This window comes from Streptomyces sp. NBC_00076 (assembly GCF_045041235.1).
Lineage (GTDB): Bacteria > Actinomycetota > Actinomycetes > Streptomycetales > Streptomycetaceae > Streptomyces.
Genome location: NZ_CP108242.1, coordinates 5,238,111 through 5,253,175, shown reverse-complemented (window position 1 = coordinate 5,253,175; position 15,065 = coordinate 5,238,111). Strand labels below are relative to the sequence as shown.

At 66.1% G+C, this 15,065-nt stretch carries 12 protein-coding genes; 9 read left to right on the top strand and 3 right to left on the bottom strand.

What is annotated here, in order from left to right; all coding sequences use genetic code 11:
- The first annotated feature begins 10 nt into the window (after positions 1-10).
- Positions 11-457: a 50S ribosomal protein L9 gene (gene rplI, locus OHA64_RS23850; RefSeq protein ID WP_385010421.1), complete on the top strand. Its 447-nt coding sequence runs from the start codon at positions 11-13 to the stop codon at positions 455-457.
- A gap of 131 nt (positions 458-588) precedes the next feature.
- On the opposite strand, the gene OHA64_RS23845 is transcribed toward rplI, so the two are convergent.
- On the bottom strand, positions 589-1,935 hold the full coding sequence (locus OHA64_RS23845) for an MATE family efflux transporter (protein ID WP_405616282.1): 1,347 nt from the start codon (positions 1,933-1,935) through the stop codon (positions 589-591).
- Positions 1,936-2,387: 452 nt separating this feature from the next.
- On the opposite strand from OHA64_RS23845, the gene dnaB reads away from it, so the two are divergent.
- From dnaB to OHA64_RS23820, 5 genes are all read left to right on the top strand, one after another.
- Complete coding sequence (dnaB, locus tag OHA64_RS23840; protein ID WP_405616280.1) at positions 2,388-3,866, top strand: replicative DNA helicase; 1,479 nt, start codon at positions 2,388-2,390, stop codon at positions 3,864-3,866.
- A gap of 200 nt (positions 3,867-4,066) precedes the next feature.
- Entirely contained in the window at positions 4,067-4,786 is a 720-nt protein-coding gene (locus OHA64_RS23835; protein ID WP_405616278.1) for a TnsA-like heteromeric transposase endonuclease subunit, read from the top strand.
- The gene (locus OHA64_RS23830; RefSeq protein WP_405616276.1) at positions 4,783-6,918 is read left to right on the top strand and encodes a helix-turn-helix domain-containing protein; all 2,136 of its coding nucleotides are present in this window, start codon (positions 4,783-4,785) and stop codon (positions 6,916-6,918) included. The genes OHA64_RS23835 and OHA64_RS23830 overlap by 4 nt, the downstream gene beginning before the upstream one ends.
- Complete coding sequence (locus OHA64_RS23825; protein WP_405616274.1) at positions 6,911-8,050, top strand: AAA family ATPase; 1,140 nt, start codon at positions 6,911-6,913, stop codon at positions 8,048-8,050. The genes OHA64_RS23830 and OHA64_RS23825 overlap by 8 nt, the downstream gene beginning before the upstream one ends.
- Entirely contained in the window at positions 8,047-10,704 is a 2,658-nt protein-coding gene (locus tag OHA64_RS23820) for a TniQ family protein (RefSeq protein WP_405616272.1), read from the top strand. Before OHA64_RS23825 ends, OHA64_RS23820 begins: the two co-directional genes overlap by 4 nt.
- Before the next feature lie 20 nt (positions 10,705-10,724).
- Here the strand turns inward: OHA64_RS23820 and def are convergent, their stop codons facing one another.
- Positions 10,725-11,387, bottom strand: a complete 663-nt coding sequence (gene def, locus OHA64_RS23815) for a peptide deformylase (protein ID WP_405616270.1) — start codon at positions 11,385-11,387, stop codon at positions 10,725-10,727.
- 111 nt (positions 11,388-11,498) lie between these two features.
- Here def and OHA64_RS23810 point away from each other — a divergent pair, with 111 nt between their 5' ends.
- The 3 genes from OHA64_RS23810 to OHA64_RS23800 all read left to right on the top strand — a co-directional run bounded on the left by OHA64_RS23810 (position 11,499) and on the right by OHA64_RS23800 (position 14,417).
- Positions 11,499-12,080, top strand: coding sequence for a helix-turn-helix domain-containing protein (locus tag OHA64_RS23810; RefSeq protein WP_391161597.1), 582 nt, complete (start codon positions 11,499-11,501; stop codon positions 12,078-12,080).
- 298 nt (positions 12,081-12,378) lie between these two features.
- Positions 12,379-12,564, top strand: coding sequence for a hypothetical protein (locus tag OHA64_RS23805; RefSeq protein ID WP_405616268.1), 186 nt, complete (start codon positions 12,379-12,381; stop codon positions 12,562-12,564).
- 467 nt (positions 12,565-13,031) lie between these two features.
- A complete protein-coding gene (locus OHA64_RS23800) occupies positions 13,032-14,417 on the top strand; it encodes a serine hydrolase domain-containing protein (protein WP_405616266.1) in 1,386 nt (461 codons plus the stop codon).
- A gap of 67 nt (positions 14,418-14,484) precedes the next feature.
- Here OHA64_RS23800 and OHA64_RS23795 read toward each other — a convergent pair whose 3' ends face one another.
- The gene (locus OHA64_RS23795; RefSeq protein ID WP_405616264.1) at positions 14,485-14,937 is read right to left on the bottom strand and encodes a GNAT family N-acetyltransferase; all 453 of its coding nucleotides are present in this window, start codon (positions 14,935-14,937) and stop codon (positions 14,485-14,487) included.
- Positions 14,938-15,065: the final 128 nt, after the last annotated feature.

The window sequence follows — 15,065 nt, the reverse complement described above, 5'->3', positions numbered from 1 at the left end:
TGACCGACAGATGAAGATCATCCTCACCCACGAGGTCTCCGGCCTCGGTGCCGCGGGCGACGTCGTCGACGTCAAGGACGGTTACGCTCGCAACTACCTGATCCCGCGGAAGTTCGCTATCCGCTGGACCAAGGGTGGCGAGAAGGACGTCGAGCAGATCCGTCGCGCTCGCAAGATCCACGAGATCCAGACCATCGAGCAGGCCAACTCTGTGAAGGCCCAGCTCGAGGGCGTCAAGGTCCGTCTGGCCGTTCGCTCGGGCGACGCCGGTCGTCTCTTCGGTTCCGTCACTCCGGCCGACGTCGCTTCGGCGATCAAGGCTTCCGGTGGCCCCGAGGTCGACAAGCGCCGCATTGAGCTGGGCGCGCCGATCAAGACGCTGGGCGCCCACGAGACGTCCGTGCGTCTGCACCCCGAGGTGGCCGCCAAGGTCAACATCGAGGTCGTCGCGGCCTGATCGCCGTATTTCGGCTGAACAGCTGAGAAGGGGCCGCACCCAGCCAGGGTGCGGCCCCTTCTGCATGCCAAGGATTCTGGCCAACAGGGAAGGCCATGTTTCACGTGAAACGCCGGTTTCACGTGAAACGCTCAGCGCGTAGCCCCCGTCACCAGCCAGTGGCCCGAGCGGGCACGGAGCCAGAGGGTCAGCATCCGGATCGTCATCATCAGCGTCATCGCCCCCCAGATGGCTGTGAGACCGCCGCCGACCGCAGGGACGAGCAGGGCCACGGGGGTGAAGACCACCAGGGTGAGCACCATCGCCCAGGCGAGGTACGGTCCGTCGCCTGCTCCCATCAGAACTCCGTCCAGGACGAAGACGATCCCGCAGATCGGCTGGGAGAGCGCCACCATGAGAAGGGTCGGCAGCGCGGCGTCCGTGACGATCGGATCACTGGTGAACAGAGGCAGGAAGAGTGGCCGGGCGATGACCACAAGCAGACCGAGCGCAACGCCGGCCGCGATGCCCCACTCCACCATGCGGCGGCAGACGGCTCGGGCGCCTTGGGGGTCGTCGGCGCCCAGATAGCGCCCGATGATGGCCTGCCCAGCGATCGCGATCGCGTCGAGGGCGAAGGCCATCAAATTCCACAGGGACAGGATGATCTGGTGTGCCGCGATATCCGCGTCGCCGAGACGGGCCGCGACAGCTGTGGCGATCACCAGGATCGCTCGCAGGGAGAGTGTGCGAACCAGCAAAGGTACGCCTGCTTGAGCGGAGGCACGGATCCCGGCGGCGTCTGGGCGTAGGGAGGCTCCGTGCTGCCGGGCACCGCGGACGACGACCACCAGATAGGCGGCGGCCATGCCGCACTGGGCGATGACGGTGCCCCATGCGGAGCCCGCGATGCCGAGGCCGGCGCCGTAGACGAGGCCCACATTGAGGGCGGCGTTCGCGAGGAAACCCGCGATGGCGACGTATAGAGGTGTCCGCGTGTCCTGCAGTCCGCGCAGGACACCGGTCGCGGCAAGGACAACCAGCATGGCGGGAATGCCGAAGGACGAGATCCGCAAGTAGGTGATCGCGTACGGGGCTGCGGTGTCGGAAGTGCCGAAGAGGTCCACGATCGCCGGTGCTGCGGGCAGGACGACCGCAATGACGGTGGCACCGAGCAGCAGTGCCAGCCAGATGCCGTCCATGCCTTGACGGATGGCGGCTGCGAGATCACCCGCGCCAACACGCCGGGCGACGGCGGCCGTGGTGGCGTAGGCGAGGAAGACGAAGATGCTGACGGCTGTCGTGAGAAGAGCCGAGGCGACGCCGAGGCCGGCGAGTTGTGCCGTGCCCAGGTGGCCGACGATCGCACTGTCGGCAAGGACGAAGAGGGGCTCGGCGACGAGTGCACCGAAGGCCGGAACGGCCAGAGCGACGATCTCTCGATCATGCTGCCGACGGGCGGCCCTGGCGGGCGCGGGAGCCTGTGTCATGAGCACCAATCTAATCATCCACAGGTAAGAGCTGCAATGGGGCAATGACCCTTACTTTTGAGTCTGGAGCGCCCGCTCTTCGATGTGACTTCAAGTGATCTTGGTCCGACTGGGGAAGTTTTTCTCCTGCACAGCCTATGGATGGGAAATGTGCAGGTCAGCGCAGCCATCGCAGGGTTGGGTGAAGCTTGTTCACAGGCCTGTCCACCGTGTCGTGCACAGGTTTTGGGGAGTTCTCCACAGCATCTGGGCCGTCGTCCACATGGCCTGTGGATAACCAGATTGGCTGACGGTGCCCGCGGGCCTACGGTAGTCCGGCGCCCACTCCGTCCGTCGGCCCGGAAATCGTCACAGAACCGACGCGCCAGAACCGGAGTTGGGCCTCTCATTTGTCAGTGCCGTGCCATAGAAATTAGGGGCACGGCAGAGGTCCGCTTCGCGGACGGGAGGAGGTGGCTCGGGTGAGTATTTCCGAGCCCTTGGACGATCCTTGGGCCGACAGCGGTCCCAGTGATCGTCTTCCCTCTTCCCGCAGACGCGGTGACGGAACCCGGGGCCGTGACGAGCAACACGACCGCGGCGGTGAGAGCGCGACCTGGGACGGTGCTGGTTCGGCCTTCGAACGCGTACCGCCGCAGGACCTCGATGCCGAGCAGTCCGTCCTCGGCGGCATGCTCCTGTCGAAGGACGCCATCGCCGACGTCGTGGAGATCCTCAAGGGCCACGATTTCTACAAACCCGCGCACGAGACCGTCTACCAGGCGATCCTCGACATCTACGCCAAGGGCGAGCCGGCCGACCCCATCACGATCGCCGCCGAGCTCACCAAGCGCGGCGAGATCAACAAGGTCGGCGGCGCATCCTATCTGCACACCCTCGTCCAGACCGTGCCGACGGCGGCCAACGCCGAGTACTACGCGGAGATCGTCCATGAGCGGGCGGTGCTGCGCCGCCTGGTCGAGGCCGGCACTCGCATCACGCAGATGGGATACGCGGCCGAGGACGACGTCGACGAGATCGTCAACCGCGCCCAGGCGGAGATCTACGCGGTCACCGAGCAGCGCACCAGCGAGGACTATCTGCCGCTCGGCGACATCATGGAAGGTGCCCTCGACGAGATCGAGGCGATCGGTTCACGCAGTGGCGAGATGACCGGCGTGCCCACCGGATTCACCGACCTCGACTCGCTCACCAACGGCCTGCACCCGGGCCAGATGATCGTCATCGCGGCCCGTCCCGCCATGGGTAAGTCCACGCTCGCGCTCGACTTCGCGCGTGCCGCGTCGATCAAGAACAACCTTCCCAGCGTCATCTTCTCCCTCGAAATGGGCCGCAACGAGATCGCCATGCGTCTGCTGTCCGCCGAGGCCAGAGTCGCCCTGCACCACATGCGTTCCGGCACCATGACGGACGATGACTGGACGCGGCTGGCCCGCCGGATGCCCGAGGTGTCATCCGCTCCCCTCTACATCGACGACTCCCCGAACCTCTCGATGATGGAGATCCGCGCGAAGTGCCGTCGGCTCAAGCAGCGCAACGACATCAAGCTCGTGATCATCGACTATCTCCAGCTGATGCAGGCCGGTGGCTCGAAGCGTTCCGAGAGCCGTCAGCAGGAGGTCTCGGACATGTCCCGTAACCTCAAGCTCCTGGCCAAGGAGCTCGAGGTCCCGGTGATCGCGCTCTCGCAGCTCAACCGTGGTCCCGAGCAGCGCACGGACAAGAAGCCGATGGTGTCCGACCTGCGTGAGTCCGGCTCCATCGAGCAGGACGCCGACATGGTGATCCTGCTGCACCGTGAGGACGCCTACGAGAAGGAGTCGCCGCGCGCGGGCGAGGCGGACATCATCGTGGGCAAGCACCGTAACGGTCCGACGGCCACGATCACGGTTGCCTTCCAGGGCCACTACTCGCGGTTCGTGGACATGGCGCAGACCTGATCCGTGACTGGGGTGTAGGGTCTCAGATTCCGCTTCACAATCTCAGAGCTGACTGCATGTCGATACCACTTATGCAGCAGCTCTGAGACTCACTGTTCAGCGCACTCACTCTTTCGGGTTAACCGCCCCAGGACTTGCCCACCTCCCAACCGGAGGTGGGCATCTTGGCGTACGGGCATCACCGGGGTTGGGGGTAGGTCATGGACGATTCGGCTGTCACGGCCAGTGTTCGCCGCCGCGACGGTGGGGTAGCCGAGGACCTTGCATGGAACACAGTGTCGTTGGGTCTTCTGGGTTCGGCTGCTCCGTGGCGGACGTTTCGCTGGTACAGGGAGCAGAAGCATTATTCCGGCACATACTGGTCGGCGACGACCCAGGATCACGTGATCTACGAGTCGCGTCTTGAGCTCGCACGGCTGCTGTTCGCCGACTTCGATCCTGCGGTGCACGGAATCGTGGCCCAGCCGTTCCTGCTGAAGGCAGTGGTGGAGGGCAAGACCCGCAGGCACATCCCGGACTACTTCCTGATGACTGAGGATGGCCCGGTGGTCGTGGATGTCAAGCCGCGCCGACGGTTGTTGAAGCCGGCGGTGGCCTTCACGTTCAAGTGGACCCGCCGGGCGGTTGAGTCGCGCGGGTGGTGCTACGAGGTGTGGAGTGAGCCACCGGAGGCGGAGCTGGAGAACATCCGTTTCCTGGCCGGCTATCGCCGTGGGTGGCTGTTCGCCTCGGAGATCCTGGAGGATCTGCGGCGTGCTGACCTGGACGGCGTTCCGCTGGGGCAGGCGGCGCGGAGGCTGCCTGGCCGTCCTGAGCAGAGAGTGCGGGCCGGAATCCATCACCTGCTTTGGAACCAAGAGCTGCGTGCGGATCTGACCGAACCCCTACGTCCCTCCGCGGTGTTGAGGAGGGCGGCATGAGTGGTGCGGGAGCCCGGGTTGGAGTCGGTGCGCGTTTCCGCTACGACGGGGAGACCGTCGAGGTAGTCGAGATGGCCTCGACGACGGCAGGCAATGAGGTCGTCCTGAAGGACGGTCGGGGACGAGTTCGCCGACTGACTCTGAAGGAACTGCTGTTCTCCGACCGCGCGGAGGTGATCCCCGAGCAATCCGGTCCGGCGGCTGACGATGTCGAAGAGATTGCCTCGGTCGTGCTGGGCCAGCTGCGCCAGAGCGAACGGCAGAAGGTCCTGGAGCGGGCTGAGCACGTCCGCGAAGTCCTGACGGGATACCGCTCTGGAAGCCCCGAGCTGGGCCGCGATGGCGAGCCGCGTCCTGAGTACGCACCTGGCATGCGAGCAGAGACCAAGTACGCGGCCAAGGCTAAAGAAGTGGGCGTGTCGGTCCGTACTGTGAAGCAGTGGGTCGCTGATTTCCGTCGGCATGGCGAGGCCGGGCTTGCGCCCAAGAGGAACTCGTCGGGAAGGTCGCAGCCTTCGGCTGATGACCGTTGGGTGGAGACTGCACTGGAAGTAATGGTCGAGTTCACCGACTCGTCGAGGCCGTCGCGGACGCTGGTGATCGACCGGACCCGGGCTCGGGTGATCGCCCGGTTTGGTCCCGATGTGGTGCCACAGCCGAGCCGGGCGACGGCATTTCGGATCCTGGAGTCCCTGGAGCGTCGGCACCCGCTGTTTCGGTTGAGCACGAAGCGGAACCGGGATATCGCCGGCCGCCCGGAGGGGCCTTACGGGAAGCTGCGGCCGACGCGGCCGGGCGAGTACGTACTGATGGACACCACCCGGCTGGACGTGTTCGCCTTCGACCCGCTCACGTTGCGGTGGGTGCAGGCCGAACTGACGGTTGCGATGGACTGGTACACGCGCTGCATCACCGGGATCCTTCTCACTCCTGTGTCCACGAAGGCGGTGGATGTGAGCGCGGTGCTGTTCCAATGCTTCCGCCCGCGGCCAGCGGTGCGGGACTGGCCGCGGCACGCGGTCTGGCCCGAGCACGGGATCCCGCGCACGGTCCTGGTTGACGTCGAAGGATCGACCGGGCCCGGGCTTGCCTCACCGCCACTGGTTCCCGAGACGCTCGTGGTCGATCACGGCAAGGTCTACGTGTCGGAGCACGTGACCAGTGTCTGTCGCCGGATGGGCATATCGATCCAGCCGGCGCGTTTGCGCACGGGCCGGGACAAGGGACCGGTGGAGCGTTATTTCCGCACCTTGCGCGAAGGAAAGCTGGAGGCCCTGCCCGGTTACAAGGGCCCGGACATCCACTCCCGCGGCGAGGATCCGGAAGGGGAGGCGTTCTACTTCCTGGACGAGTTGGAGGAGATCATCCGGGAGTGGACCGCGACGGTCTACCACTGTCGGCCGCACTCCAGCCTGGTCGACCCGGGATTGCCGGGGCTACGGATGTCCCCGGCCCAGATGTTCGAACACGGCATGGCCCGCGCTGGCTACATCGAGGTCCCCCGGGACAGTGATCTCGCCTTCGAGTTCCTGCCCACGAAGTGGCGCACGATGCAGCACTACGGCGTCGAGATCGACGGCCGCCGTTACCGGGGCCCCGGCCTGCCGGCACCGGGCACGAAGAGCCCCTACGCCTACCGGGGCAAACACGATCACTGGCCATTCCAGGTCAACCCCGACGACATCACGAAGATCTACTTCCGGGACCAAAACAGGGCCTGGCACGCGCTGGAGTGGGAGCACGCGCCCGCGATGCAGATGCCGATGAGTGAGGAGGCCCTGGCCTTCGCCCGGAAACTCGCGGCCAAGAAGTACACCCATGTCGACGATCGGCTTGCCGTCGCGGATCTGCTGGAGCGCTGGAATGCGGGGCTGGGCAACACACCCGCCGAGCGACGCATGGCACTGCGGCTCTCTCGCGAGCAGACCATCGAACTGCCTGAAGCCGAGGTCGAGACGGCCGTGACCCTTCCGTCGGTACGCCGAGCTCTGGGCGAGGCGGAGGAGACGCCACAGGCCGAGCCAGAGGAGACCGACGAGGCAGAGGGCGGGGACGACGACGCAGCCGACTTCGAGGACTTGGTGGACGAGGACGATTTCTACGCCACTGCACTGAAGGACGTCGATGACTGACCGCCGCGACGTTTCGCCAGCCGACGACCTGCGGGCGAAGCTGGACCACCTCACCCTCTCCCGCAAAGAGGGGTTCAAGCGGCTGGCCGAGGCTCCGCGCCGGCCGCGGCCCGAGCCGTTGTCACGTCGACAGATCAAGGCCCTGGATGAGGCGGCCCGGATCGAGTACGACCGCGATCGCCGCAAGTGGCACGCGAACCTCGGCCCGCTGGACACCCCGCAGATGGCAGCACTGCACGAGGACCTGTGGGACATCATCGACAGCAACGAGCAGGACGGCGACAAGGCCAAAGGCGGCATTGCGCTCGACGCCTTCCCTGGGTTGGGCAAAACCACGGCGGTGCTGGCGTTCGCCAAGAAGTTCCATCGCAGGGAGATCACCGAGGCGAACGAGTTCACCGATGCAGGATTCGAGCGATGGCCGGTCTGCCGAGTCGGGCTGACCGCGAACACCGGAATGCGCGACTTCAATCGCGCGATCCTTGAGTTCTACGGCCACCCGGGACGCTTCCGTGGCACCGCATCCGACTTCGGCTACCGGGCCCTTGACTGCGTGCTGTCCTGCGAGACGAAACTGCTGATCGTCGATGACCTCCACTTCCTTCGCTGGAGGAACCGGTCCGGCATCGAGGTCAGCAACCACTTCAAGTACATCGCGAACGAGTTCCCCGTCACCTTGCTGATGATCGGCGTCGGGTTGAAGACGCGCGGCCTGTTCAACGAGGGCGAGGACTTTGAGGACGCCGTCCTGGCCCAGACCGGACGCCGCACGACCCGGCTGGGCATGGAACCCTTCACCATCAAAACGGAGAAAGGACGCCGCCACTGGCGGGACATGCTGCTGGCCATCGAACAGCGCGTCGTCCTTGCCGACAAGCATCCAGGCATGATCGCGGATGATCTGTCCGACTACCTCTTCGCCCGCAGCACCGGCCACATCGGCTCCCTGATGACACTGATCAACCGCGGCTGCCAGAAAGCCGTACGCACCGGCGCCGAGCGGCTGGACGAGGACCTGCTGAGCACCGTCAAGAACGACGCCGCTTCCGAGGAGGCCCGCAGGGAGCTTCAACTGGCCTTCGAGACTGGCAAGCTGACCAGCCGACCCAAGCAAAAGCGCAAGGCCGCATGAACCAGGGCCTGCGGACGTTGCCAATCCGTGTCGCTCCGCTGGATGGGGAGGCCCTGGACTCGTGGTTCGAGACGATCGCCTATCGCTTGCGGACACCCATGGCTGACCTGCTCCCAGCTCTTGGCCTGGCCCGACGGGTCGAAGCAGGCGACTGCCGCCGTGATATCCCAGCCCGCTGGGCGATTCTGCTTCGTGACCACGAAGCCGTCGGCATTTCTCACGCCACCGGCGTGAACGTCGAGGTCCTGCATGCGATGACGCTCGCGCACTTCGACGGCCGAGCACTCAAGATCAAACGGGATACGAGGCAGGTCAGTCGATGGCACCACTGGGGGCGCCAGGCCGGATCGCGCTTCTGCCCGGACTGCCTGGCCGAGACGAAGGGCCGGTGGAAGCTGAGCTGGAGGCTGGGCTGGATGTTCGCCTGCCTCGATCACAACCGCCTACTCGTCGACGCATGCCCTCAGTGCGGTCAAGTGCCCTGGAGACGGCTGCACCAACAGCGCTATGTCCCAGAGCCGGGAAAATGTGCCGTCCCCGACCAACGCGAAGAACACGGCAGAAGGCATCAACGCTGCGGCCACCCGCTGTCCGAGACGGCAAGCCGCGAACTTGAGCCCTGTCACACACTTCTGGCAGCACAGAAGCTGCTGACGGAGACCGCGGAGCATGATTCAGCAAGGTTCGGCATCTACGCCAGCGCCAACCAGGGCTTCTCCGCATTGGAGGCACTGGCTGATCTTCGTGCCCTCTCCTCCCGGCTCCTGGCCGATGCCGCGGACAGCGGTCTGGCCAATGTCTTGCCGCACGACACGCGAGAGATCTATGAGGGTGTGAAAGGGGCTCTTCCCGAAATCACGGGCGCCGTTCCTGCCAGGCGCAGCCTGACTGCACCCGTCCAAGCCATTGGAATCGCCGCCGCCCTTCAAGTCCTCGGGCAGCCCCACGTCCATGCCGCCGGCCGCGAGCTTCGGCACCTCGTCGCCGCCGCAGACCCGTCAGAGACACTCAAGCGTCTGACGGGCTTCCACAGGATGCACGGCATCAGTCCGCTGCTGAGCGCCGTCCAGCTGACAGCGCAGGAACCGATGCTGCGACCGAGTGATCAGCTCCGTTACCGGCTTCCGGCCTTCCTCCCCTCCAGACCGTCCCCTCGCGGAGGTCTGGCGGACCAGCGCGTTCACAAGATTCCCTCGTGCTTCTGGCCCGGCTGGTCTGTCCTGCTGTCACCGCCGCAAGGCGCATACAGCCGAACGTTCCGTCCTTGCCTGTCCGCTTCCCTGGGATTGGTGGGTACACGCGACGACCTCAGAGTGATCACACGTCGTCTCGGCAGCGTGACCACCCGGCAGATGACCTCGAAAGTCCTGCAACTCCTGCATGCGCAGGGACACTGGGCGGTGGTCAGCACGGCACTGGTGCGGCTGGCGGACTACCTCGACGCACACGAAGTGCCCATCGACTACCAGCGCCGCCGCATGTTGGACTACACCGATCTACTCTCCGAGGCTCGATGGCGTCAGATCTGCGAGGACGCCGGAGTCCAACCCGGCCAGGGACGTCGTCTCATCGTTGCGCGAAGCACACTCTTCGAGCAGCTGAGCGGGCTTCCGGCACATCTCGCTCCCAGCCACTTCGCGATCACTCGGCCGATGGACCGGCCGCACGTGAACTACTTCGCCGCGTTCCTGACACCTGAAGTCAGGGACGGCCTGCACCGCGCTGGAGCCGATTTCCTCGCAGAGAACGGCGTCGAGGGCGAGTCTTTGGTCTGGGAACCCCCGACGGTGATTGCCAGCGGCCTGAAAACGATGGGTCATGACCTGGAGAAGATCGACATCCGCATTCTTCATCAAATGATCCGTTCACCGTCCATGACGACGGAGCAAGCCGCCCGCGAACTCGGGACGTCACATGAAGCTGTCCGAGTTCTGCTGCACAGGTCTCCCGCACCGGCCCAGCCGAGGCCACGCAGTCGTCGTCGGAACGACGGCGAAGCCATGCGGATCGCGAAGCATGCCTTCCCGCCGGACGAGTTCCGGCGGCTCTACTACGCAGAACGTCTCGGCCTCCGCCAGATCGCGGATCTCGCTGGCGTCAGCCGCAACGTTACGAGGCGTCTCGCCGAGCAGTACGGCATCGAGATCCGCGAGCCCAACGCAACGGGCCCGCGCAAGGGCTACGTCGACGGAGCATGGCTCCGCGAGCAGTACTTGGTCCACGGCCGGACCCTGGCAGAGCTCGGCAGAGAGAAGGGCCTCAGCCCCACGACCATGACCCGATGGGCCAAGCTGCATGGAATCCCCGTGACCAAGGTGAACGGGCACACCCGCCCCGAACTCGCGCAGCTGGCAGCTCAGGCCAGAGAGGCACCGGCAATCCTCCGTCCTGCCTTCACGGGACCCGGCGCATGGGACCGCCTTCGCGAGTTCGCCGCAGTGTCGCACTATCGAACGCTCAAGGAAGCCGCCGAAGCGCTCGGGACCCATCACACCGCACTGATCACCAGGATCGGAAGGCTGAAACGGGAGATCGGGCACCCGCTCTTCATCCGCGCAACCACGGCATCACCAATGAGACTGACCCCACTCGGCGAAGCTGTTGTCGCAGCGATCCACTCAGCGACGGGACCAGAGGGTCCGCACCCCTGCTGACCGCACGCTAATGCGGCGTCTCACCGACCCAAACTGGCGGCCTTGATCGCGCGTTGCGCGAAGACGTCCTCCCTGCGGTCTTCCATCTGCCGCAACGCGTCCTTGCGGTCCCGCCTGGAGAGCCGATCAAGATACGTGTGGCCGACGAGGTGATCGGTCTCATGCTGCAGGCACCGGGCGAAGTATCCCAACCCCTCAATGACGAGAGGGCTGCCGTCCTTGTCGAACCCACGAGCGACAGCACGATCGGTGCGGGGAACCGCCATGGCGGCACCGGGCACGGACAGACAGCCCTCGAATTCGTCAACGAGTCGCCGACTCCCTGGATCGGGCAGGTCCAGAACCGGGTTGATGATGTGACCGACATGCCGGATTCCATAGTCGTCCGGGCAGTCGTACACGAATAGGCACAGGTCAACGCCAACCTGGTTGGCGGCCAGGCCGGCACCGTCGGCGACATACATGGTCAGGAACATGTCGTCGATTAATGCCGACAACTCCGGAGTCCCGAACTCGGTCACCTCCCGGCACGGACGGCTCAGCACCTCCTCGCCCACGACCGTGACCCTGCGAACCGAACCCCGTCCCGCTTCTGGCGGCAGAGCCGGATAGGTGTCCACCGGGCGGCCTTGAACACGGACTCGTCGGTCGACGGAACGGGACCGCTCGTGACGAACAGACATGGCTGTCTCCCTTTTGCGCACGCCACAGATGCCGCGGAGGTCACCGCAGCTGATCACCTTCAGCAGGACTACTGCTTGCCAAGCTCTTTGCAAAGTAGCAGACTTTGCAAAGTGACTGAAGATGACGTCAACACCCCGGACGACCAGGCAGCCGGCAGCGGCGAAGAATTGCGTGAGCACGAAGTCCGCACAGCCCTGCTGGACCTGCTCGCCGAAGTCGGCACCGTCACGGCGACCGAAGCCGCCTCCCGGCTGGGTTACAGCTCTGGCCTCTGCTCATTCCACCTACGCCAGCTCGCACGCCACGGATACATTGAAGAAGCCCCCCACCGCGGGGGCCGCGCACGTCCATGGCGTCTGAGGCAGCACCCCCCCGCTGCCGACGGTCCCATGGCGGAGGAGCAGTTCGGCGACTTGGCTCGTGGGCTGGAGGACGAAAGCTGGCAGCGATGGCTGACCCAGCGAGATGAAGCGCCGTCCGAATGGCGCCATGACGAAGCCTTCAGCGCAGTTGCCTACCTGACACCCGAAGAGATGAGCCGGGTCGCGGACGTGATCCGACGGGCCCTCGCGCCCTACCAGGACCGCGAACAACGCCCCCTGGCCCGGCCTGACGGCGCTCGACCGGTGGCCCTCATCACCCGACTGTTCCCCCTGCTTCCCCACACAGCAGACGGCGCGGACCAGGACTGAGGAGTGGTCGGCCGTTCTGCACTCACTTGAGGAAATGACACGACGCTGAGACAGCAGGCAGATGACACGACGTGAGACAGCCTGAAAACGTCCAGGTCACCGCGTCGCCGCATGACACAGCGGCTGAGAACCTACATGGGGCACCCGTGTCCCAGGGTTCCTGGAAGACGCCCTGGCCATCCCTCATGCCTGGAGCGGTTGCAGTACTTCGTCGCCGCACTGCCCTACGCCACACTGAAGACGGTGCCCCGGCCCTCGGCATTCATCCCGTCACGCCGGTCAAGAAGCGTCGAGCAGCGTGACGTCGGACGTCGACGGCCAGGTCAGGCCTACCCGGAGAGTGGTGATCGACCGCGGCACGACCGTGTCGTCGCAGGCCACGATCAGCGTGGTGAACCGTGAGTCCCAACCTGCGAGCAGGTCGATCACCCGCGCCCGGGCGGCGGCCGGGTCGTCGAACGGGATCCCGCTCGTAGCGAACTAGTCCTCGGCGGTGTTTTGTAGAAGCTGAGGCCGATGCGAGTGCGGCCGTCGCCGTTGCGCTGCGCCGCCAGGGACAGTCTGTTGCCGAGCACCCAGTAGGTGCCGCGCCTGAACATCGCCGCGAGGTCGGGGTGCGTGCGGTCGATGTCGGGAATGCCGAGCGGGCCACCGGGCTGGACGAGAAGCGTTGGCAGGCCTCACTCGGGCCCTGTCTGGAGCGGACCTTCGCCACCGGCCGATTCCCCGCGCTGGCCACGGTGGTGCGCGATGCCGCCCACCGGGACGCCGACCACCTTCCCCATCGGTCCCGACTTCCTGCTCGACGGCATCGAAGCCTCAAGGTGACGCGCGGCCGAAGGACCGGACCGGTCCGATCCCGCCCATAGCGCCAGGTCGGCGCTGACCTACAGGTCCGGCCCCGGCCAAATGAAGTCGACGCCCACAGGCCCCGCGGGGTGGACTGGCGGCATGACGACACCTCAGGAAGAGCTGCTGCCCGGCACGCGCCGTGCGTTGCTGCACCGGATTGCCGTGGCTCAGGCCGAAGGGCGAGCTCCCTCACTGGTCGCCGCGGTGGTACGGGACGGGCGAGCCGTGTGGCACGGCTCGCGGACATCGGTGGACGGACACGGCTCCGACGAGAACGTGCAGTACCGGATCGGTTCGATCACGAAGACCTTCACTGCCGTTCTCGTGCTGCGGCTGCGGGACGAGCGCGCGCTTGACCTCAATGATCGGTTGGAGAAGCATCTGCCCGGCACCGGGGCAGGGGAGGCCACCATCGCCGATCTTCTGGCCCATACGGGCGGGTTGGCGGCCGAGTCGCCAGCGCCGTGGTGGGAACGCACACCTGGGTCCCTGCGGCCCGAGCTCGCCGACGTAGTGGGAGAGCAGCCCTTCCGGCATCCGGTCGGGCGCCGCTTCCACTACTCCAATCCGGGTTACACGTTGTTGGGAGCGCTCGTCGAAAGGCTGCGTGGGGCGCCGTGGGAGGAAGTGATGCGGCGCGAAGTGCTCGAACCTCTGGGCCTCCGTCGCACGAGTGCGCAGCCACGGGCGCCCCATGCCGGCGGCTGGGCGGTGCATCCCTGGGCGGATGCGATGCTCCCGGAGCCGGCCGAGGACCTGGGCCGGATGGCACCGGCTGGTCAACTCTGGTCCACAAGCGGTGATTTGGCGCGCTTCGCTGTCTTCCTCACCAAGGGGGACGACCGGGTGCTCGGTGCGCGGAGCGTCCAGGAGATGCGTACTCCCGCAGCGCCGGCGGAGGCCGCGGATGTCGGGGACGGGTCCACCTACGGGCTCGGCCTGCAGATCCAGCACAGAGACGGCCGACTGCTCGTGGGGCACTCGGGTTCATTGCCGGGCTTTCTGGCCAACCTCACCATCAGCGTGGCGGACGACGTCGCAGCGGTGGTCCTGGCCAACTGCACCTCTGGGCCGCTGCTGGCTACTGTGGGCGCCGATCTCGTGCGGATCGTCGCCGAGGCAGAGCCGCGGATTCCCGAGCCGTGGCAACCCCTGGCCGAAGTGGACGCCTCAGTAATGGAGTTGGTCGGCCAGTGGTACTGGGGGACCCATGCCTTCGGTCTGCGACTGACGGCCGACGGACTCGTCTCGCTGGAGCCGCTGTCGGGCAACGGCCGCCGTTCGCGGCTCCGGGCCAATGGCGACGGCACCTGGACCGGTCTGGAGGGCTACTACGCCGGAGAGCTCCTGAGGGCCGTACGGCGGCCGGACGGATCCGTGAGCCACCTCGACCTCGGGTCGTTCGTGTTCACGCGTCAGCCGTACGAGGAGGGGCCCTCTGTGCCGGGCGGGGTGGATCCCGAGGGGTGGCGGGGTATCGGCTAGGCGTCCTCGCGCTGGCGGCCTGTTTCACGTGAAACAGGCCGCCATGGGGATGTCGCGCGCTGGTGTGTCACAGTTGGAGCTTGAATCCCACGTGTGAGGCCGTGAAGCCGAGCCGTTCGTAGAAGCGGTGGGCGTCCGTGCGGGTGTTGTCCGAGGTCAGTTGGACCAGCTGGCAGTCCTGGCGGCGGGATTCGTCGATGGCCCACTCGATGAGCAGTGTGCCCAGACCACTGCCACGCTCATCGGCGTGGATGCGTACGCCTTCGATGATCGACCTGGTGGAGCCGCGCCGGGACAGTCCGGGGATGACCGTGAGCTGAAGCGTGCCGACGACGCGGCCCTCGCGTACGGCGACGACGAGGTGCTGGTGCGGGTCGGACGACAGACGATCCAGCGCTGTCAGGTAGGGGGTCAGGTCATCCGGTGACTCCCGTTGGGCCCCCAGAGGGTCGTCAGCGAGCATCGCGACGATCGCTGGGATGTCCACTCTCGTGGCGGCCCGTATCTCAAGATCTCCCATGAGGGCACCCTATTTGGGGGGTGTCGCCAGGGGGCAGTCCGTCACCAGGGTGTCGGTCGTTTGCAGACAGGGTGCGCCGACGGACCAGCCGACCGACGTCCGCCACTGATCTGTGCCGGCCACAACGT